This is a genomic window from Mesorhizobium sp. LCM 4577, assembly GCF_001854795.2.
GTDB lineage: Bacteria > Pseudomonadota > Alphaproteobacteria > Rhizobiales > Rhizobiaceae > Mesorhizobium > Mesorhizobium plurifarium.
Map to the genome: position 1 here is coordinate 226,425 of NZ_MDDU01000002.1, position 19,639 is coordinate 246,063.

Genomic DNA, 19,639 nt, shown 5'->3' on the forward strand with positions numbered 1-19,639 from the left:
GAAACGAGGAACTGCTCCGGGTGGGAGAACATCGATGATCGACCGCATCGTTTCGGAACTCGGACCGTGGAACTGGATGGTTCTCGGCATCGTGCTCCTGGTGATGGAAGTCGTGGCGCCAGGCGTGTTCATGCTGTGGATCGGCATCGCCGCGCTGATCATCGGCGCCGTGTCGCTGGCGATCTGGGACGCGGCCTTCTGGACCTGGCAGGTTCAGGTCCTGGCCTTCCTCGTGCTGGCCGTCGTCTCGGCCTATATCGGCCGGCAGATCGCCGTCAGCCGGGAGGGCAGCGTCGACCAGCCGCTGCTCAACCGCCGCGGCGCGCAGATGGTCGGCCGCACGGCGACCCTGGCCGAGCCGATCAAGAACGGCCGCGGCCGCATCCGGCTCGGCGACACGCTGTGGCGCGTCTCCGGTCCGGACCTGCCGGTCGGCGCGCAAGTACGCGTGACCGGAGCGGCGGATACCGATCTGGAGCTGATTGTCGAGGCGATCTGAGCCGAGACAGATCAAGATTTCGGGCCGGTTCGGCCTGAAATCATCCGGCGTCAGGCTGCGCCAATGCGCAGCAGGTCGTGCAAATGCACCAGTCCGACCGGGCGTCTGCCCTCGACGACCATCAGGCTGGTGATGGCGGAGGTGTTGATCGTCTGCAGCGCCGTCGCCACCAGCGTGTCGGGATTTGCGGTCTTCGGATTCTTCGTCATCACCTGATCGACGCTCATAGAAAGCAGGTCGCTGGCGATGTGCCGGCGGATGTCGCCGTCGGTGATGATGCCGGCCAGCGCGCCGTCGGCGTCGGTGATCGCCACGCAGCCGAACCCCTTGCGCGACAGTTCCAGGATCGCGTCGCGCATTCCGGTGCCCAGCGGCACCAGCGGCAGCCTTTCGCCCACATGCATGATCTCGCGCAGTTGGGTCAGGTTGGCGCCAAGCTGTCCGCCCGGATGGAAGGTGCGGAAATGATCCGGCGTGAAACCGCGCGCCTCGAGCAGCGCGATCGCCAGCGCATCGCCCATAACGAGCTGCAGCAGGGCGGAGGTTGTGGGAGCCAGCCCGTGCGGGCAGGCCTCCGGTACCGCCGGCAGCAGCAGCACGACATCGGCGGCTCGCGCCAGCGCGGAGCTCTCGCCCGAGGTGATGGCAATCAGTGGAATGGAAAAACGCCTGGAATAGGCGACGATGCCCATCAATTCCTTGCTCTCGCCCGACCAGGACATGGCGATGATTGCGTCGTCCCGGGCGATCATGCCGAGATCGCCGTGATTGGCTTCCGCCGGATGGACGAAGAAGGCCGGCGTGCCCGTCGAGGCAAGTGTGGCGGCGATCTTGGAGCCGATGTGGCCGCTCTTGCCGACGCCGGTGACGATGACGCGGCCTTCGATCCGAGAGATCAGGTCGATCGCGGCGGCAAAAGGCTCGGACAGCCCGTTTGCGAGAGCGGCCGCAAGGGCCGCCACGCCGGCCTGCTCCGTCGCCACTGTTCTCAGCGCCGATTCGATCGCGGCCTGCCTGTCCGGCCGCTTTCTTTCTGGGGACCCCGCATGCATGGGCGAAGCGATTAGCGCTTTGCCGCGCCCCTGTCCAACGGAATTGCCTAAGGCCTCTGATTGGAGGGGCTCCGAGGCGGCTCTCTCAACCCTCCGTTAACCATCCGCATTTACGGTTCGGTAAGTATGGCGCAACCGCGCCGCGCAAGCAGTGGTGACGATGTCCGGGGGCCAGCCTGAAACGAAAAACGGTCGGAAGGGCATTGCCGTTGCAGCACTGCTGCTGACGGCAAGCGCGCTTGCCCTGCTGCGTCCGGCGCCTGCATTTTCGCAGGAAACCGAGCTGCGCGGCGAGGTCTCCGAATCGGCCATACTCGCCGACCAGCAGCGCAAGGCGAGGCAGTTGCGGGCGCAAGGGTCGCTGGATCAGACACCGCCTGCGACCGCGGCCGCCCAGGACTCGGCACCGACGATCTATCAACCGGCAAGCCCCGGTGCCGTTCCCGATGACGATCAGACGGCGGGCGCGACGGACAGCATCTTCGACCAGCCGCAGGCAACGGACGATCCACTGGCCGATACGACGAAGCCGGCAAAACCGCGCCGGCCCTCGACGGCCGCTCAGCGTGCTCAGGACGCCAAGACCGACACCAAGGCGAACACCAAGACCGCCGACAAGAAGAAGGCCAAGAAGAAGGCGGGCGAGGCTACCGACAACACCACCACTGCCGCGACCGCCTCCACAGGCGACAAGGCTGACGCGGCAGCGGCCGAGGACGACGGCAGCAATCGCCGCGCCGTCACCATCGACAGCGTCGACAAGCAGAAGCTCGACCCGGGCCAGGAGCGCACCGGATCGATCGATGGACAGAAGGTCAAGCCGGAGGAAGATCCCTTCGCTGCTCCCGGTGTCAAGGTCGGCACCTTTGTGTTCCGGCCAACGCTGGAGCAAGGCTTCACCGCGACGTCCAATGCCGATTCCAGCAGCACCGGCAAATCCGCGGTTCTGTCCGAGACGGCGCTGCGTTTCACCGCGACTTCCGACTGGCGCGAGAATTCGGCTCTGATCACCGGCTACGGCCAGTTCCGCAACACCGTCTCGGGCGAAAAGATCAACGATGCGCAGGGCCGCATCGAAGGCCAGCTCAATGTCGATCTCGACAACGAGCTGCGCGCCATCGCCAAGCTCGGCTATGAGGCAGCACCGGAATCGGCCTCCTCGCCGGATGCGATCGCCGGCGTCACCTCGCAGCCGCTGCGCCAGACCGTGGACGGCAGCCTGGGTCTTGAAAAGAGTGTCGGCAAGATGCGTTACGCGCTGACCGGCGCGGTCTCGCATGACTTCTACGGCGACGCCAATCTCTCAAACGGCACCACGGTCTCGCAGAAGGATCGCAACAACACGCTCTACACCGGCACCTTGCGCACCGGCTATGAGATCTCACCGGCACTCACGCCCTTCACGGAAGTCGAAGTCGGCCGCAGGGTCTATGATCAGCGTCTCGATACCGACGGCTTTGAGCGCTCTTCGAAGCGGCTCGGGGCTCGCGCCGGCGTCGAGCTCGATATGGGCGAGAAGCTATCGGGTGAATTCTCCGTCGGCTGGTTACGCGAGGCGCTCGACGACAGCCGCCTCCCGGCAATCGCCGGGCCGTCCATCAATGCCGACCTCAAATGGTCGCCCGAGCGCGGCACCATCATCGGGCTCACCGGCAAGACCGATGTCGAGACCACCACGACGGCGGGCGAGAGCGGCGATATCCTCTACTCCGGCCGTCTGACCGGCGAGCGCCAGATCCGCGCCAATCTGACGGCGAACTCGGCGCTTGGCCTCGACTGGCGCGACTACACCGGCTCCGACGGCCACGATCTGGTCCTGAGCGCCGAGGCCGGGCTGACCTGGTGGCTGAACCGCTATGCCGGCCTCACCACCAAGGTGCGGACGGAGAAGCTGACCAGCAACCTGCCTGGACGCGACTATACGGCCAACAGCGTCTATCTCGGACTGAAGGTCCAGCGCTGAAGAGTAGCGGCAATGGCCGTGAGCACCGGAAGCGCAGGAACCTGCCGTTCGCAGACCGGCCTCACCTGAATATCGGCATAGGCTAGAACGCCGCGCCGCGGCGCTCCGCCGGCCGCACCTCGTCGAGCAGCGTGCGGATGACGCCGGCCATGCTTCCGTTCATGTCGCTGCGCCATAGCGCGAAGGCGACATTGGCTTCGACGAAACCTTCCGGCGAGCCGCAATCGAAAGTGCGCCCCTTGTAGTGATAGCCGTAGAAGGGCTGCTGTTTCTCCAGCTTCAGCATCGCGTCGGTCAGCTGGATTTCGTTGCCGGCGCCGCGTTCCTGGCTTTCCAGGATGCCGAAGATTTCCGGCTGCAGGATGTAGCGGCCGTTGATGAAGAGGTTGGACGGCGCGGTGCCCTGTTTCGGCTTCTCCACCATGCCGGTGATGCGGAAGCCGTGATGGGTGTCCTCGCCGCGGCCGACAATGCCGTATTTATGCGCTTCCGCCGGATCGCATTCCTGCACGGCGATGATGTTGTTGCCGGTCTCGGCATAGAGCTCGACCATGTCCTTCATGCAGCTCTTTTCCGACTGCATGATCATGTCCGGCAAAAGCAAGGCGAACGGCTCGTTGCCGACCAGCTCGCGGGCGCACCAGACGGCGTGGCCGAGGCCCATCGGCACCTGCTGGCGCGTGAAGCTGGTCTGTCCCGGCGCCGGCTGCAACCRCTGCAGGCGGGCGAGCTGGTCGTCCTTGCCGCGCTGGGCGAGCGTGTCATAGAGCTCGAACTGGACGTCGAAATGGTCTTCGATGACCGCCTTGTTACGCCCGGTCACGAAAATGAAATGCTCGATGCCGGCCTCGCGCGCCTCGTCGACCACATACTGGATGACCGGCCGGTCGACGACGGTCAGCATCTCCTTCGGGATGGCCTTGGTGGCCGGGAGGAACCGCGTGCCGAGGCCGGCCACCGGGAAAACTGCCTTGCGAACGCGCTTCATGCTGACACCCCTGCGTTTGAGCCAATTATCCGCTCGGCGGCACGCTCCGCAATCCCCCCGAACATTTTCACGGCGGAATCATTTTCACGCCGGAATGTTGGATTAACGGCAAGCGTTCAATGTGAGAGCTAAAGCCGCGATACCTCTTTTCGTTCCCGGCGGCACCTATGGTAAACTAAATACTAACCCGGTTCGGCGTTGAATGATCCTTCCTGATTTGACGAAGGAGGAAATGATGTCCGTTCGCAACACCGCGAGGCGCCTGACGGCACTGATGACGGCCGCCGGCCTCACGCTGGCCTTGCTGATGCCCGCCGGTCCCGCTTTCGCCGATGCCGGGTTCCGCCAATGGGTCGCGGGCTTCCGCTCCACCGCGGTGGCGGGCGGCGTTTCGGGCGCTGTCTACGATCAATCCATGAGAGGCATCGAGCCCGATCCGGTCGTGCTGGAAAAGGCCCGCACCCAGCCGGAATTCACCGCGCCCGCCTGGGACTATTTCGACAACCGCGTGCACGACCAGGCGGTGGCCAACGGCCAGGCGATGGCACGCAAATGGAAGCCGTGGCTCGATCGCATCGAGGCGCGGTTTGGTGTCGACCGCAACATCCTTCTGGCCATCTGGTCGATGGAATCGAATTATGGCGAGACGCTCAAGCGCGACGACATCATGCGCAACGTCATCCGTTCGCTGGCCACCCTTGCCTATGGCGATCCCAAGCGTTCGAAATATGCCCGCACCCAGTTGATCGCGGCGCTGAAGATCCTGCAGACCGGCGACATCGACGAGAGCCATCTGATGGGCTCCTGGGCCGGCGCGATGGGTCAGACCCAGTTCATTCCGACCAGCTATCAGCGCTATGCGTTCGACATGGACGGCAACGGCAGGCGCGACATCTGGAATTCGATCCCCGACGCGCTGGCGACCTCCGCCAACCTTTTGAAARGGAATGGCTGGCAGGCGGGCAAGACGTGGGGCTATGAGGTAACCATACCCGCCGGCAAGCTGCCCGGCGGCGCAAAGACGATCGCGCAGTGGCAGGCGCTCGGCGTCGTCAGGGCCAATGGCAAACCGTTCAGGAACCTGACCGACAAGGCGACGCTGAAAGTGCCCGACGGCCGGGGCGGCCCCGCCTTCCTGATGATCAGGAACTTCTCGGTCATCAAGGCCTACAACAATGCCGACAAATACGCTTTGGCCGTCGGCCTGCTCGCCGATGAGATCGCCGGCGGCACCGGCCTTGTGCAGGACTGGCAGCGGCCCTTCACCAAGCTCAGCTTCGAGGAAAGGCAGGAACTGCAGAAGCGGCTTTCCGAGCACGGCTATTACGACGGCAAGTTCGACGGCAAGATCGGCGACGGCTCAAAGGCCGCCATCATGGCCTATCAGGCCAAGGTCGGCTTGACCCAGGATGGCTATCCGAGTCTGGAAGTGCTCAAATGGCTCCGCAAGCGGTAGCTGAGCCGCTCTGATGCATGTCGCCCAAAAGTGCGCAGCGGTTTTGGGGGAACGACATGCATCAAACAAAGACTTAAGGCGCGTCGACTGAATCCGTTTCAGCGCGACGCGCTTTAAGGCGCCAGGCATCCTTTCAAAGACGGCTAGGATGCTGTAGCGCTTCGGCTTGCGCATGACTTTGCCCATGTCTGCCTGTCATGCGCCAAGGATGGAGAGGGTGTTTGGTTTCGGTTGTGCGTATCAGGCAGAGCATTCGCCGGGCGCCCATCCTGATTCTAGCCCTTGCGGTGCTTGTCGTCACCGCCGCCGGCGCCTTCCACGCTCCTGCGTTCGCGCAGGAGGAAAGCCGTGGCTGGTCGCTGCGCGACCTTCTGTTCCCGCGCCGCAGCGAACGCATCGAACCGCCGGTCGAAGTCCAGAAACCAAGGCCGAAACCCAAGAAGAAACCCAAGCCGCGCCCGCCGGCGGAACCGGAAACGCCGATCGTCGAGAAGACGAACGACGCCCGGGTCGTGCTGGTGGTCGGCGATTTTTTGGCGGGCGGGCTGGCGGAGGGCCTGGACACGGCCTTTGCCGACAATCCCGCCGTCAGGATCGTCGCCCGCGCCAACGGGTCGTCCGGCTTCGTTCGTGACGATGTCTACAATTGGCCGACCCAGATCAAATCGCTGATCGAAACCGAGAAACCGGCGGCCGTGATCGTCATGCTGGGTTCCAACGACCGCCAGCAGATGAAGGTCGGCGACGTGCGCGAGCAGCCGCGCTCGGAGAACTGGACCAAGGAATACGAGCGCCGCACCGATGCGTTCGGCAAGGCCCTACAAGACACCAAAGTGCCGTTCCTTTGGGTTGGCATGCCGGCTTTCGGTGTGTCGAAGATGAACTCCGACATGCTCGCCTTCAACGACATCTATCATTCGGCCGCCCAGAAACACGGCGGCGAGTTCGTCGATGTCTGGGACGGCTTCGTCGACGAGAACGGCGCTTTCGTCACCTCCGGTCCGGACATCAACGGCCAGCCGGTGCGCCTGCGTTCCGACGACGGCATCAACGTCACCAAGGCCGGCAAGCGCAAGCTCGCCTTCTACACGGAAAAGCCGTTGGCAAAGATACTCGGCCTGGCGGCGCCCGGAAGCATCACGACCGTGTCGGCGCCGGCCGGCGCCCCGGTGGAGGCGCCGAAGCCGGCCGCCGCGCCCGTCATCGTCGACCGCACTGCGCCGATGCTGCTCGGCGACCCGGCGCTCGACGGCGGCACCGAGCTGCTCGGCGCGACGCAACCGGCCAGGGCCGATCCGAACCTGCCCGGCGAAAAGCTGATCCTGGAAGGCAAGGCGCCGACGGCCTCGCCCGGCCGCGCCGACGATTTTTCCTGGCCGCCGAAGCCGCCGGCGACGGCAGCTGTCGAATCCGGCCCGACACCGTCAACTCCTTGACCGACGTTCCGGCGTAGCGGCAATTTCGCGCCGAGCCGAACAATGGCATTATTAGATTTGGCCGAAGTCAAAGTCGGGGGACGAATATGTCGGCAACGGGCTATGCCTTGCTTGGGTTCGTGACTTGGACCCTCTTATTGCTCATATGGATGGAAATCCTGCGCACCCATCTCGTGGTGAGCGGCCGCATCCTTGCGAATGGCTTTGCACCGGACAACGCCGGCCTTTCGCCCTTCCTGCAGCGGCTGGCGCGCGCCCACGCCAATTGCATCGAAGGCCTTCCCATATTCGGAGGTCTCATGGCCCTGGCCATGATGAGTTCGCGCACCGCGATTACCGACCCGCTCGCATATTGGTTTCTCGGCGCGCGTCTGATGCAGTCGGCCATTCATCTGACGTCGACAAGTCCGATCGCCGTCAAGGCTCGATTCTCGGCGTTCGCGGTCCAGATGGCTATCGGCCTCTATTGGGCGATAAAGCTGCTGCTCAGCTAAAGCATATCTCCCGAAAGCGGGAACCGGTTTCGGGATGAAGACATGCGTAAAATCAAAACTTAAATGCTTGGAGCGAATCTGAAAGATCGCGACGCGCTTTAGGGCGTCTCACCATTTCCGTGAAACGGTGAAACGCTCTAATGGATCGCCGCTTCAGCGCGGCAGCACCGTCGATCCCATCAGCGCCTCGTCGATCGAGCGCGCCGCCTGGCGACCCTCGCGAATCGCCCACACCACCAGCGACTGGCCGCGGCGCACGTCGCCCGCCGCGTAGAGCTTGTCGACGCTGGTCTTGTAGTCGCGGTCGTTCGCCTCGACATTCCTGGAGCGGCGGCTGTCGGTGACGACCTTGATCTTGCCGTCGAGCTCTTTCATCAGGCTGTCGCTCGCCGGACCAGCAAAGCCGATGGCGATGAAGGCGAGATCGGCGCGGATGACGAACTCCGTGCCGGGGATCGGCTTGCGCTTGTCGTCGACCTCGCAGCAGCGCACACCCGTCAGTTGGCCGTCCTCGCCGATGAATTCGAGCGTCGCCACCTGGAATTCGCGCTCGGCCCCCTCCGCTTGCGAGGAGGACGTGCGCATCTTCGTCGCCCAATAGGGCCAGACCGCGAGCTTGTCTTCCTTCTCCGGCGGCTGCGGGCGGATGTCGAGCTGGGTCACGCGCACCGCGCCCTGGCGGAAGGCGGTGCCGATGCAGTCGGACGCGGTGTCGCCGCCGCCAACCACGACGACATGCTGGCCGCCGGCGATGATCGGGTGTGAAGGCCAGGCCACCGATTGAATCGGCTCGCCGCCGACGCGGCGGTTCTGCTGCACGAGATAGGGCATGGCGTCATAGACGCCGCTGAGGTCGCTGCCCGGAATACCGGCCGGGCGCGGCGTCTCGGAGCCGCCGCAATAGAGCACCGCGTCGAACTCCTCGATGAGATCGGCCACCTTCATGTCGACGCCGACATTGACGCCGCAATGGAAGGTGACGCCCTCGCCCTGCATCTGCTCGATGCGCCGGTCGATATAGTGCTTCTCGATCTTGAAGTCGGGGATGCCGTAGCGCATCAGCCCGCCGGGCCGGCTCTCGCGCTCATAGACATGCACGTCATGGCCGGCGCGGCCGAGCTGCTGAGCCGCCGCCATGCCGGCCGGGCCGGAGCCGATGACGGCGACACGCTTGCCCGTCTTCTTTTCCGGCGGATAGGGCCGGATGTGGCCGGTCTCGTAGGCCTTGTCGGCGATCGCTTGCTCGACCGTCTTGATGGCGACCGGAATGTCCTCGAGGTTCAGTGTGCAGGCTTCCTCGCAAGGCGCCGGGCAGATGCGGCCGGTGAACTCCGGGAAATTGTTTGTCGAATGCAGGTTGCGGATCGCGCTGTCCCAGTCGCCATTGTAGACGAGGTCGTTCCAATCCGGGATCTGGTTGTGGATCGGGCAGCCCGTCGGTCCATGGCAATACGGGATGCCGCAATCCATGCAGCGCGCGGCCTGTTTCTCGACCTCCTTGTCCGACATCGGCAGCGTGAATTCGCGGAAATGCCGGATGCGGTCGGAAGCCGGCTGGTACTTGTGCACCTGCCGGTCGATCTCGAGAAAGCCTGTTACCTTGCCCATAGTCCAGTCCCTGCTGTCCGAAGGCACGCTTTTGCAGCGCACCCGTTAACCCCATAAGGCCGCCAGGGCAACCGAAGTCCGGGGTCAGGATTGTTGGTGAGGATGGCGGCCGGTGACCATCTCTCCGGCCTGCCCAACGCTTATTCCGCCGCCACGCTCATGCGCATGCGTTCCATCTCGATCAGCGCGCGGCGGTATTCCACCGGCATGATTTTTCGGAATTTCGGCCGGAAGTTCTGCCAGTCGTCCAGGATCTCGCGGCCACGCACCGAACCGGTGAAATGCACGTGGTTCGAGATCAGCTGGTAGAGCCGTTCCTCGTCATGGCTGGTCATGTCGCCCGAGACGTCGACGCGACCCTTGTGGTCGAGGTCGCCGCCGTGATGGAGCAGTTTCTCCATCAGGTCGTCCTCTTCCGGGACCGGCTCGAGTTCGACCATCGCCATGTTGCAGCGCTCGGCGAAATCGCCCTTCTCGTCCAGCACATAGGCGACGCCGCCCGACATACCGGCCGCGAAGTTGCGTCCGGTCTTGCCGAGCACGACGACGATGCCGCCGGTCATGTACTCGCAGCCATGGTCGCCGACGCCTTCGACGACGGCGGCCACGCCGGAATTGCGCACGGCGAAGCGCTCGCCGGCGACGCCGGCGAAATAAGCCTCGCCCTCGGTGGCGCCGTAAAGCACCGTGTTGCCGACGATGATCGATTCAGCGGCGACGATCTTGGCTTCCTCCGGCGGGCGGATGACGATGCGGCCCCCCGACAGACCCTTGCCGACATAGTCGTTGCCGGCGCCGACCAGTTCGAAGGAGACGCCGCGCGCCAGGAACGCGCCGAAGGACTGGCCGGCGGTGCCGGTGAGCTTGACGGTGATCGTATCCTCGCGCAGGCCCTTGTGCTTGAAGCGCTTGGCGACCTCGCCCGACAGCATGGCGCCGGTAGAGCGGTCGACATTGCGGATCGGCAGCTCGATGGTGACGGGCTGCTTGGCTTCGAGCGCGGGCTTCGCCAGCTCGATCAGCTTGCGGTCGAGCACGTCGTCGATCGGATGCTTCTGCCGTTCGGTCCAGTGCAGCGCCTCGTGCGGCGCGTCGGGCTTGTAAAACATCTTCGAGAAGTCGAGCCCGCGCGCCTTCCAGTGCTGGATCACGTCGCGCTTTTCCAGGAGATCGCTGTCGCCGATGATCTGGTCGAGATGGGTGTAGCCCATTTCGGCAAGCAGCGCCCGCACCTCTTCCGCCACATAGAAGAAGAAGTTGATGACGTGCTCGGGCGTGCCCTTGAAGCGCTTGCGCAGCACCGGATCCTGCGTCGCCACGCCGACGGGGCAGGTGTTGAGATGGCACTTGCGCATCATGATGCAGCCGGCCGCGATCAGCGGCGCGGTCGAGAAGCCGAACTCGTCGGCGCCGAGCAGCGCGCCGATGATGACGTCGCGCCCGGTGCGCAGGCCGCCATCGACCTGCAGCGCGACGCGCGAACGCAAGCCGTTGAGCACCAGCGTCTGATGCGTCTCGGCGAGGCCCATTTCCCACGGGCTGCCGGCATGCTTGAGCGAGGTCAGCGGCGAAGCGCCGGTGCCGCCGTCATAGCCCGAGATGGTGATGTGGTCGGCGCGCGCCTTGGCGACGCCCGCCGCGACTGTGCCGACGCCGACTTCCGACACCAGCTTGACCGAGACGTCGGCCGCCGGATTGACGTTCTTCAGGTCGTAGATCAACTGCGCCAGATCCTCGATCGAATAGATGTCGTGATGCGGCGGCGGCGAGATCAAGCCGACGCCGGGCGTCGAGTGCCTGACCTTGGCGATGGTGGCGTCGACCTTGTGCCCAGGCAGCTGGCCGCCCTCGCCGGGCTTGGCGCCTTGCGCGACCTTGATCTGCATGACGTCGGAGTTGACCAGATATTCCGCCGTGACGCCGAACCGCCCCGAGGCGACCTGCTTGATCGCCGAGCGTTCCGGATTCTTGCCGCCGCCGGGCAGCGGCAGATAGCGGTCGGCCTCTTCGCCGCCCTCGCCGGTGTTCGACTTGCCGCCGATGGCGTTCATGGCGCGCGCCAGCGTGGTGTGCGCTTCCCTGGAGATCGAGCCGAACGACATCGCCCCGGTCGAAAAACGCTTGACGATCTCGGCCGCCGGCATGACGTCGTCGATCGCGACCTTCTTGCGGCCGGTTTCCTCGGCTGTTCTGATCTTGAACAGGCCGCGGATGGTCTGCGCCCTGGCTGTGGCGCTGTCGATCTGCGCCGAATACTCCTTGAACGTGTCCCAGGAGCCCTGCCGCACGGCGTGCTGCAGGCTGGCGACCGCGTCGGGCGACCACATATGCGCCTCGCCGCGCATGCGGAACATGTACTCGCCGCCGACCTCGAGGCTATTGCGCAACACCGGATCGCTGCCGAAGGCATCGCTGTGGCGGCTGAGCGTCTCGGTGGCGATCTCGTCCAGGCCGACGCCTTCGATCAGCGTCGCCGTGCCGGTGAAATACTTCTCGACGAAATCGGACTTCAGCCCGATCGCGTCGAAGATCTGCGCGCCGCAATAGGACTGATAGGTCGAGATGCCCATCTTGGACATCACCTTGAGGATGCCCTTTCCGATCGACTTGATGTAGCGCGAGACCACCTCGTATTCGTCGACCTCTGCCGGCAGCTCGCCGCGCTTGTGCATGTCGAGCAGCGTGTCGAAGGCGAGATAAGGGTTGATCGCCTCGGCGCCGTAGCCGGCGAGGCAGCAGAAGTGATGCACTTCGCGCGGCTCGCCGGATTCCACGACGAGGCCGACCGCCGTGCGCAGGCCCTTGCGGATCAGGTGATGGTGCACCGCCGCCGTCGCCAGCAGCGAGGGAATGGCGATGCGGTCCGGACCGACCTGGCGGTCGGACAGGATGATGATGTTGTAGCCGCCCGCGACCGCCGCCTCCGCCCGTTCGCAGAGCCGGTCGATGGCGCCCTGCATGCCGGCCGCGCCCTCGTTCGAGCCGTAGGTGATGTCGATCGTCTTGGTGTCGAAACGGTCCTCGGTGTGGCCGATCGAGCGGATCTTCTCCAGATCGCCATTGGTCAGGATCGGCTGGCGCACTTCGAGCCGCTTGCGGCGCGACGTGCCGACCAGGTCGAAGATGTTCGGCCGCGGCCCGATGAACGACACCAGGCTCATCACCAGCTCCTCGCGGATCGGATCGATCGGCGGATTGGTGACCTGGGCGAAGTTCTGCTTGAAATAGGTGTAGAGCAGCTTCGACTTGTCCGACATCGCCGAGATCGGCGTGTCGGTGCCCATCGAACCCACCGCTTCCTGGCCGGTGGTGGCCATCGGCGCCATCAGGAGCTTGGTGTCTTCCTGCGTGTAGCCGAAGGACTGCTGACGATCGAGCAGGCTGACATCCTTGCGCAGCGCGCGCGGCTCGACCGGCTTCAAATCCTCCAGGATGAGCTGCGTGTTGGCGAGCCAGGTCTTGTAGGGGTGCCTGGTCGCGATCTCCGACTTGATCTCCTCGTCGGAGACGATGCGGCCCTTGGCGAGGTCGATCAACAGCATGCGGCCGGGCTGCAGCCGCCACTTCTGCACGATCTTTTCCTCCGGCACCGGCAGCGCGCCGGCTTCCGACGCCATGATGACGCGGTCGTCGTCGGTGACGATATAGCGCGCCGGGCGCAGGCCGTTGCGGTCGAGCGTGGCGCCGATCTGGCGGCCGTCGGTGAACACCACCGCCGCAGGCCCGTCCCACGGCTCCATAAGCGCCGCATGGTACTCGTAGAAAGCCTTGCGGTCGGCGTCCATGAGCTTGTTGCCGGCCCAGGCTTCCGGGATCAGCATCATCATGGCGTGGGTGAGCGAATAGCCGCCCTGGAACAGGAACTCGAGCGCGTTGTCGAAGCACGCCGTGTCCGACTGGCCCTCATAGGAGATCGGCCAGAGCTTCGAGATGTTGTTGCCGAACAGCTCGGAATCGACCGACGCCTGGCGCGCCGCCATCCAGTTGTTGTTGCCGCGCACCGTGTTGATCTCCCCATTGTGCGCGACCATGCGGTAGGGATGCGCCAGCTTCCACGATGGGAAGGTGTTGGTCGAGAAGCGCTGGTGCACGAGGATCAGCGCCGTCTCGAAGCGCGGATCCTTGAGGTCCTTGTAATAGGCGCCGACCTGGTAGGCCAGGAACATGCCCTTGTAGACGATGGTGCGCGCCGACAGCGACACGCAATAGGCGCCGACATCCTTATTGTCGTTCTCGGCATAGATACGGCCCGAGATCACCTTGCGCAGCAGATAAAGCCGCGCCTCATATTCCTCGTCGTCCGGGATGTCGGCCGTGCGCCCGATGAACACCTGCCGGTGGAACGGTTCGGAGGCGACGATATCCGGCGCCTTCGACAGCGACGAATTGTCGACCGGCACGTCGCGGAAGCCGAGGAGCGGCAGCCCTTCCGACTGCGCCGATTCGGCGATGATCTCTTCGATATGGGCGCGCAGTGCCGCGTCCTGCGGCATGAACCAGTGGCCGACGCCATATTGGCCGGCCGGCGGCAGCTCGACGCCCCTGGCCGCCATTTCCTCGCGGAAGAAAGCGTCCGGAATCTGCACCAGCACGCCGGCGCCATCGCCGACCAGCGGGTCGGCGCCGACGGCGCCGCGATGGGTGAGGTTTTCCAGCATCGCCAGACCGTCCTCGACGATCCCGTGCGACTTCACGCCCTTCATGTTGGCGATGAAGCCGACGCCGCAGGCGTCATGCTCGTTGCGCGGATCGTAGAGGCCCTGGGCGGCAGGGCCGTTGGTGGTTCGCAGCTCTTTGGTCAGGACGGTATGTTTAACGGCTGCCGCTTTCGTCTGCGCGGCCTGGCCGTTGATCGCAGATGGCGTCAGTTCCGTCATCGTCCTATCCTCCGTTCTCCACCTTGGCCCCGACGATCTCAGGGCGCTGGTTTGCCTTGGGAAGCGAGAATGCTTCCCCTTCATCTTGCTGCACGTCTCGCGAAATCCATCGAACCATACGGCCATACGCCCGGTTCGCATCCGGTATCGTACAGGTCAGAGTCGGGCCGTCTACCCGCCGCTCGCGACAATGGCCGGAATGGCAGCGATGATACGCCAGTCCAGCCTGTTTTGTGCGACAAAATAAGACAGCACTACTGTCCTAAATTTTTTATGGCAGAAATCGGGGACCTGCACAAGACCGATTCACAAAAAACTTGGGCGCGCCGCGACACAAAATTTCGTGACGAGCGCTGGAAACGCAAGCTTTGGTCCGGCCTTCGGGGCGACGCGCTGGCTTCACCGCTTTGCCGGCGATTGGCCCTTGCGCTTCGACCGCCGAAGCGGTCAAGTCCCGCCGCTTTTGCCAATCACGATATGGACCTCTCGATGTTCTTTGCCTCCGACAACTGGGCGGGCGTCCACCCCGACATCTCGGCCAACCTGTCGCGCCATGCCGCCGGCGTCGCCACCGCCTATGGCGACGGCGATCTGGACCGCGCCGTCTACCGCCGCTTCAGCGAGATTTTCGAGCGCGAGGTGCAGGTCTTCTTCGTCGCGACCGGCACCGCGGCCAACGCGCTTTCGATGGCTGCGTTGAACCGCATCGGCGGCATCGCGCTCTGCCATTCCGAAGCGCATATGAATGTCGACGAGTTCGGCGCGATGGGTTCCTACACCGGCGGCGCGCGCACGGCGCCGGTGCCCGGACCGCTTGGACGCGTGAACCCGGAGCTTCTTGACCGCGCCATCAAGCGCTACTCGCAGGACCTTGCTCCGGCCGGCCAGCCGATGGCGGTCACCGTCACCCAGGCGACCGAGGTCGGCACGGTGTACAGCGTCGACGACGTCAAGGCGATCGCCGAGGTCAGCCGCCGCCACAAGCTGCCGCTGCACATGGATGGCGCGCGCTTTGCCAATGCGATTGCGGCGACCGGCGTCAGCCCGGCCGAAATGACCTGGAAGAGCGGCGTCGACCTCATCTCCTTCGGCGGCACCAAGAACGGCTGCTGGATGGCCGACGCGGTGGTGATCCTCAATCCCGATGTCGGCAAGGACCTGCGCCTGCTACGCCAGCGCGCCGGACAGACCTTCTCCAAGGCCCGCTTCATCTCGGCCCAGTTCGAGGCCTATTTGACCGACGATTTGTGGCTGCGGATGGCCGGACACGCCAATCAGATGGCTGCGCATCTGGCCGAGACCATCGAGGACGCGCCGGCAGGCAGGCTCGCCTGGCTGCCGCAGGCCAATGAGGTGTTCGCCATCCTCGCCCGCGAAACCGCCGACAAGCTGCAGGCGGCCGGCGCCAAATTCTACGAATGGGGCGTTCCGCAGGGTTTCGACGGCCATCTCGGCGACAAGGAAGCGATCTACCGCTTCGTCGCCAGCTTCGCGACCACGACGGAAGAAATCGACCGCCTCGGTCAACTGCTCGCCTGAGGTCCCCGCCATGACCAGGCCGCTCCTCGGCTCGACGATGCGGCTGGTCCGCCCGGCGCCGAATGTGATTGGCTTCTATGACGGCCGCGTCGACGGCATCCGCATCTGGTCGGACGAACCGAACTGGCTCGACGACGGCGCTTATACGCTCGGCATCTGCACCTATGCGATCGTCGACGGGTCGCAGGCGCTTGTCTACGACACGCACATATCGCTGCCGCATGCCCGCTTCATCCGGCGAACCCTCGAAGAGATGGGCGTGACCTCGATATGCGTCGTGCTCAGCCACTGGCATGACGACCATATCGCCGGCAACGAAGTGTTCCAGGATTGCGAGATCATCGCCAACCGCCTCACTGCCTCGGCGCTCGAACGGGGCCGCGCCGAGATCGAGGGCGGAAATCCGCCGATCAAGCCGCTCGTCCTACCCAACAGGATGTTCGAGGACAGCCTCAGCCTTGCGGTGGGAGCGATCCCGATCGAACTGCGCCAGGTCGAAATCCACAGCCATGACGGCACGGTGCTGCTGATGCCCGACGCCGGCCTGCTGCTGGCTGGCGACACGCTGGAAGACTCCGTCACCTATGTCTCGGAACCGGAACGCCTTGCCGAACATCTGGTCGACCTCGACCGCATGTCCGGTTGGCAGTTCGACCGAATCCTGCCCAACCACGGTTCCTTCGAGGCGATCGAAGCGGGCGGCTATGACAGAAGCCTCATCGCGGCGACTGAGGCCTATATTCGCAAGCTGCTCGCCTGCCCGCATGACCCTGACCTGGCAAGGCAGGATCTGAAAACTTTCGGCGCCGACATGTTTGCCGCGACGGCAGCCGAATATTTCGCGCCATACGAAGCCGTTCACYGGCAGAATGTCGCGGCTGTCGTGGCGGCAAAGAGCCGATAGCTAAGCCAGGAAAGGCCGCAGCAACAGCTCGGCGCCGAGCAGGATCAGAAAAATCAGGAACCAGCGGCGGAAGGTCGCCGGGCTGATTTTCTGGCGCAGCACTTGCCCCAGCCACATGCCGAGCAAGGCCGGCAGCACGGCAAGCGAGGACATCGCCAGATGTCCGGCGTCGAACGCGCCATGCGAGGCGAGACCCAGCGCCAGGGCGATCGTCGACACGGTGAAGGAAAGACCGAGCGCCTGGATGAGATCGTCGCGGCTGAAACCCAGCGCCTGGATATAGGGGACGGCAGGCACCACGAAGACGCCGGTGCCGCCGGTGACCAGGCCGGTGAGGAAGCCCACGGCCGGCGAGGACCAGCGCTCTGTCCTCACCGGTACCGACGGCTGCCGCGCCAGCAATGTGTAGACAGCGTAAAGAATGAGCGCCACGCCGAGGCCGGCTGTCGTCCATTTGACGTTGTCGCTGGCGAGCAGCCGGGCGCCGATGATCGTGCCTGCCAGAATGCCGGCCATCATCAGCCAGAGCCGGCGCAGGATCGCGGAAAAGCTCGGCCCGGCGAAAAGCTGCCAGACATTGGTGACGAAGGACGGGACGATGAGCAGCGAAGCGGCTGTCACGGGCGGCATGATCGTGCCCAAGAGACCCATCGCCAGCGTCGGCAGGCCCATGCCGGTCACACCCTTGACCACACCGGCGAGCAGGAAAGTGATTGCGACGGTGAGTGCCGGCAACAGGGAAAAATCGGACATGGTCCTTCATGATCCGCCACTGCATGCTTCAAAAGAGCCAGAGAGGCTCGTTGCCGATGGCACAATAAAAAGCGGCGCCTCGCGGCGCCGCTTCCGTCTCGGGAGGGAGACGTTGTCTGTGATGCAGTCCGCCGATTACGCGGCGGCCTTGGCCTCGATCTGCTTGGCCTTGTCCGAGGACGAGGTGATCGCGATCTTGCGCGGCTTCAGCTCCTCGGGAATGTTGCGCTTGAGGTCGACGAAGAGCAGGCCGTTCTTCAGCGTGGCGCCTTCCACTTCGACGTGGTCGGCGAGCTGGAAGCGGCGCTCGAAGGACCTTGAGGCGATGCCGCGATAAAGCAGCTCCGAACCCTCGCTGTTGTTCTCGTCCTTGCGCTCGCCCTTGACGGTCAGCACGTTGCGGTGGGCTTCGATCGAGATCTCGTCTTCCGAGAAGCCGGCAACGGCCATCGAGATGCGATAGGCGTTCTCGCCGGTGCGCTCGATGTTATAGGGCGGGTAGGTCTGCGCGGTCTCGGGCTGGCCGAGCGAGTCGAGCATGGTGAACAGCCGGTCGAAGCCGACGGTCGAACGATAAAGCGGGGAAAAATCAACGTGACGCATAAGGTGTTCTCCTGTTGAGCAACATGGTTTGCGTGTGACCCGGTGCGAAACCCTCGAAAGGCGTTCCGGATAGGCCAGCGACCCCGATAATCGGCGGCCGCATCCCTCATTTGGGAAGCTCAAAAAGCCATTTCAAGGTTTTCTTCGCGTCGCAATGTGGCCACGTTGATGAATGGTGGATGAACCACCGCTTCGGCATCCGTTCAGTCATTCAGCGCTAGGCTTTGACCAACGTGACAGACAAGCGGCGCCTTTCCCCGCGCCGCGACGAGGCCGAACCGGGTGCAACGTCCCTTCCTCCCGGATCGACAGAGGCCGGAAGTGCGCCGCAGGCACTTCCGGCCTTCCCTTTGGAAGTTGCCGACCGCGCGGATCCTCGCAACGCTTTGCTTTTGCCGGCTGGCCGTCTATCACCATGCCGACGCCTCGCCCGTCCGGGCAAAGAGCAACCAACGACACGCCGAATGACGGATCTTTTCCATCTGACCGAGGACAACCCCGCGCCGCAGAATGCCGCGGGCGGGTTCTTCACCACGCGTGACGGCAAGAAGATCCGCTACGGCGTCTTCGCCGCCGTCGCCCGTCCGCTCCAGGGCACGGTGGTTCTGCTGACCGGGCGCAACGAGTGCATCGAGAAATATTTCGAGACCATCCGCGACCTCGCCGATCGCGGCTTCGGCGTCGCCATCCTCGACTGGCGCGGCCAGGGCGATTCCAGCCGCCTGCTGCGCGACCGCCAGCGCGGCTATGTCCGCAGCTTCCGCGACTATACGCGCGACCTCGAGCAATTTTTCGAGGAGATCGTGCTGCCCGACTGCCGCGGCCCCTATTACATCCTCGCCCACTCGACCGGGGCGGTGATTGCGCTGCTTGCCTCGCCGTCCATGGTCAACCGGGTGCGGCGCATGGTGCTGTTGGCGCCTTTTCTGGAGGTGCCGGACCTGCCGGTCTCGATCGCCACGGTGCGGCGCGTCTGCGCGATCTTCTGCGCGCTGGGCCTCGGCTGGCTCTACGCCGCGCTCGGTCCGCGGCCGAAAGTGCCGCCGCCTTTCGAGGTGAACAAGGTGACCTCGGACCCGCAGCGCTACCGGCGCAATGTCGGCATCTACGAGGCCTGGCCGCAGCTGGCGCTCGGCGGCCCGACCGTCCGCTGGCTGAAGGCGGCGGCCGCTGCCGCGCAAGCCGTCAGCGATCCGGATTTCATGGCAAGGGTCAAGGTGCCGATGCTGATCGTCGCCGCCGGCGCCGACCGGGTGGTCTCGACCAGGGCGGTGGAAGCCTATGCCCGGAAACTGCGCGTCGGCTCGCTGTTGATGATCGACGGCGCCGAGCACGAGATCCTGCAGGAGAAGGACATCTACCGCGAGCAGCTGCTCGCCGCTTTCGACGCCTTCATTCCCGGCACCGGCGACGCGCCCTGATCGGCTTAGAGCAATTCCAGGAAAAAATGTGAGCTTTTCCGTCCGG

General features: G+C 64.5%; 14 protein-coding genes. 8 read left to right on the top strand and 6 right to left on the bottom strand.

Annotated features, from left to right (window positions below):
- Positions 1-34 precede the first annotated feature (34 nt).
- Positions 35-499, top strand: a complete 465-nt coding sequence (locus LCM4577_RS05630) for an NfeD family protein (RefSeq protein WP_041004775.1) — start codon at positions 35-37, stop codon at positions 497-499.
- Positions 500-549: 50 nt separating this feature from the next.
- On the opposite strand, the gene LCM4577_RS05635 is transcribed toward LCM4577_RS05630, so the two are convergent.
- Positions 550-1,551, bottom strand: coding sequence for an SIS domain-containing protein (locus LCM4577_RS05635; protein ID WP_071070116.1), 1,002 nt, complete (start codon positions 1,549-1,551; stop codon positions 550-552).
- Between the two features lie 160 nt (positions 1,552-1,711).
- Between LCM4577_RS05635 and LCM4577_RS05640 the strand changes: the two genes are divergently transcribed.
- On the top strand, positions 1,712-3,514 hold the full coding sequence (locus LCM4577_RS05640) for an outer membrane beta-barrel protein (protein ID WP_071032923.1): 1,803 nt from the start codon (positions 1,712-1,714) through the stop codon (positions 3,512-3,514).
- 82 nt (positions 3,515-3,596) lie between these two features.
- Here LCM4577_RS05640 and galU read toward each other — a convergent pair whose 3' ends face one another.
- Positions 3,597-4,502 carry a UTP--glucose-1-phosphate uridylyltransferase GalU gene (gene galU / locus LCM4577_RS05645; RefSeq protein ID WP_071070118.1) on the bottom strand — a complete coding sequence of 302 codons (906 nt, stop codon included), beginning with the start codon at positions 4,500-4,502 and terminating at the stop codon, positions 3,597-3,599.
- Positions 4,503-4,737: 235 nt separating this feature from the next.
- Between galU and LCM4577_RS05650 the strand changes: the two genes are divergently transcribed.
- The 3 genes from LCM4577_RS05650 (at position 4,738) to LCM4577_RS05660 (ending at position 7,888) form a co-directional block, all read left to right on the top strand.
- Complete coding sequence (locus tag LCM4577_RS05650) at positions 4,738-5,958, top strand: lytic murein transglycosylase (protein ID WP_071070606.1); 1,221 nt, start codon at positions 4,738-4,740, stop codon at positions 5,956-5,958.
- A 221-nt stretch (positions 5,959-6,179) separates the two neighbouring features.
- Positions 6,180-7,394, top strand: coding sequence for a DUF459 domain-containing protein (locus tag LCM4577_RS05655; protein ID WP_071070121.1), 1,215 nt, complete (start codon positions 6,180-6,182; stop codon positions 7,392-7,394).
- An 86-nt stretch (positions 7,395-7,480) separates the two neighbouring features.
- A complete protein-coding gene (locus tag LCM4577_RS05660) occupies positions 7,481-7,888 on the top strand; it encodes an MAPEG family protein (protein ID WP_071032916.1) in 408 nt (135 codons plus the stop codon).
- Positions 7,889-8,041: 153 nt separating this feature from the next.
- Here the strand turns inward: LCM4577_RS05660 and LCM4577_RS05665 are convergent, their stop codons facing one another.
- Together LCM4577_RS05665 and gltB are read right to left on the bottom strand one after the other, a co-directional pair.
- On the bottom strand, positions 8,042-9,496 hold the full coding sequence (locus tag LCM4577_RS05665; protein WP_071070123.1) for a glutamate synthase subunit beta: 1,455 nt from the start codon (positions 9,494-9,496) through the stop codon (positions 8,042-8,044).
- A 140-nt stretch (positions 9,497-9,636) separates the two neighbouring features.
- Positions 9,637-14,373: a glutamate synthase large subunit gene (gene gltB, locus LCM4577_RS05670; RefSeq protein WP_071070125.1), complete on the bottom strand. Its 4,737-nt coding sequence runs from the start codon at positions 14,371-14,373 to the stop codon at positions 9,637-9,639.
- A gap of 489 nt (positions 14,374-14,862) precedes the next feature.
- Between gltB and LCM4577_RS05675 the strand changes: the two genes are divergently transcribed.
- Together LCM4577_RS05675 and LCM4577_RS05680 are read left to right on the top strand one after the other, a co-directional pair.
- On the top strand, positions 14,863-15,912 hold the full coding sequence (locus tag LCM4577_RS05675) for a low specificity L-threonine aldolase (protein ID WP_071033159.1): 1,050 nt from the start codon (positions 14,863-14,865) through the stop codon (positions 15,910-15,912).
- A 10-nt stretch (positions 15,913-15,922) separates the two neighbouring features.
- The gene (locus tag LCM4577_RS05680) at positions 15,923-16,816 is read left to right on the top strand and encodes an MBL fold metallo-hydrolase (RefSeq protein WP_071070128.1); all 894 of its coding nucleotides are present in this window, start codon (positions 15,923-15,925) and stop codon (positions 16,814-16,816) included.
- On the opposite strand, the gene LCM4577_RS05685 is transcribed toward LCM4577_RS05680, so the two are convergent.
- Both LCM4577_RS05685 and LCM4577_RS05690 read right to left on the bottom strand, forming a co-directional pair.
- Complete coding sequence (locus tag LCM4577_RS05685) at positions 16,817-17,569, bottom strand: sulfite exporter TauE/SafE family protein (RefSeq protein WP_071032908.1); 753 nt, start codon at positions 17,567-17,569, stop codon at positions 16,817-16,819. It lies immediately after the preceding gene.
- 135 nt (positions 17,570-17,704) lie between these two features.
- Positions 17,705-18,172, bottom strand: a complete 468-nt coding sequence (locus tag LCM4577_RS05690; RefSeq protein ID WP_041004796.1) for an Hsp20 family protein — start codon at positions 18,170-18,172, stop codon at positions 17,705-17,707.
- Between the two features lie 464 nt (positions 18,173-18,636).
- On the opposite strand from LCM4577_RS05690, the gene LCM4577_RS05695 reads away from it, so the two are divergent.
- Positions 18,637-19,593, top strand: a complete 957-nt coding sequence (locus tag LCM4577_RS05695; protein ID WP_071070130.1) for an alpha/beta fold hydrolase — start codon at positions 18,637-18,639, stop codon at positions 19,591-19,593.
- Positions 19,594-19,639: the final 46 nt, after the last annotated feature.

Excerpts from the sequence above, each read along its gene's own strand:
- LCM4577_RS05640 (WP_071032923.1), top strand. The coding sequence starts at position 1,712 with ATGTCCGGGGGCCAGCCTGAAACGAAAAACGGTCGGAAGGGCATTGCC.
- LCM4577_RS05685 (WP_071032908.1), bottom strand. The coding sequence starts at position 17,569 with ATGTCCGATTTTTCCCTGTTGCCGGCACTCACCGTCGCAATCACTTTC.
- LCM4577_RS05690 (WP_041004796.1), bottom strand. The coding sequence starts at position 18,172 with ATGCGTCACGTTGATTTTTCCCCGCTTTATCGTTCGACCGTCGGCTTC.
- LCM4577_RS05675 (WP_071033159.1), top strand. The coding sequence starts at position 14,863 with ATGTTCTTTGCCTCCGACAACTGGGCGGGCGTCCACCCCGACATCTCG.
- LCM4577_RS05660 (WP_071032916.1), top strand. The coding sequence starts at position 7,481 with ATGTCGGCAACGGGCTATGCCTTGCTTGGGTTCGTGACTTGGACCCTC.
- LCM4577_RS05635 (WP_071070116.1), bottom strand. The coding sequence starts at position 1,551 with ATGCATGCGGGGTCCCCAGAAAGAAAGCGGCCGGACAGGCAGGCCGCG.
- LCM4577_RS05695 (WP_071070130.1), top strand. The coding sequence starts at position 18,637 with ATGACGGATCTTTTCCATCTGACCGAGGACAACCCCGCGCCGCAGAAT.
- LCM4577_RS05630 (WP_041004775.1), top strand. The coding sequence starts at position 35 with ATGATCGACCGCATCGTTTCGGAACTCGGACCGTGGAACTGGATGGTT.
- gltB (WP_071070125.1), bottom strand. The coding sequence starts at position 14,373 with ATGACGGAACTGACGCCATCTGCGATCAACGGCCAGGCCGCGCAGACG.
- LCM4577_RS05665 (WP_071070123.1), bottom strand. The coding sequence starts at position 9,496 with ATGGGCAAGGTAACAGGCTTTCTCGAGATCGACCGGCAGGTGCACAAG.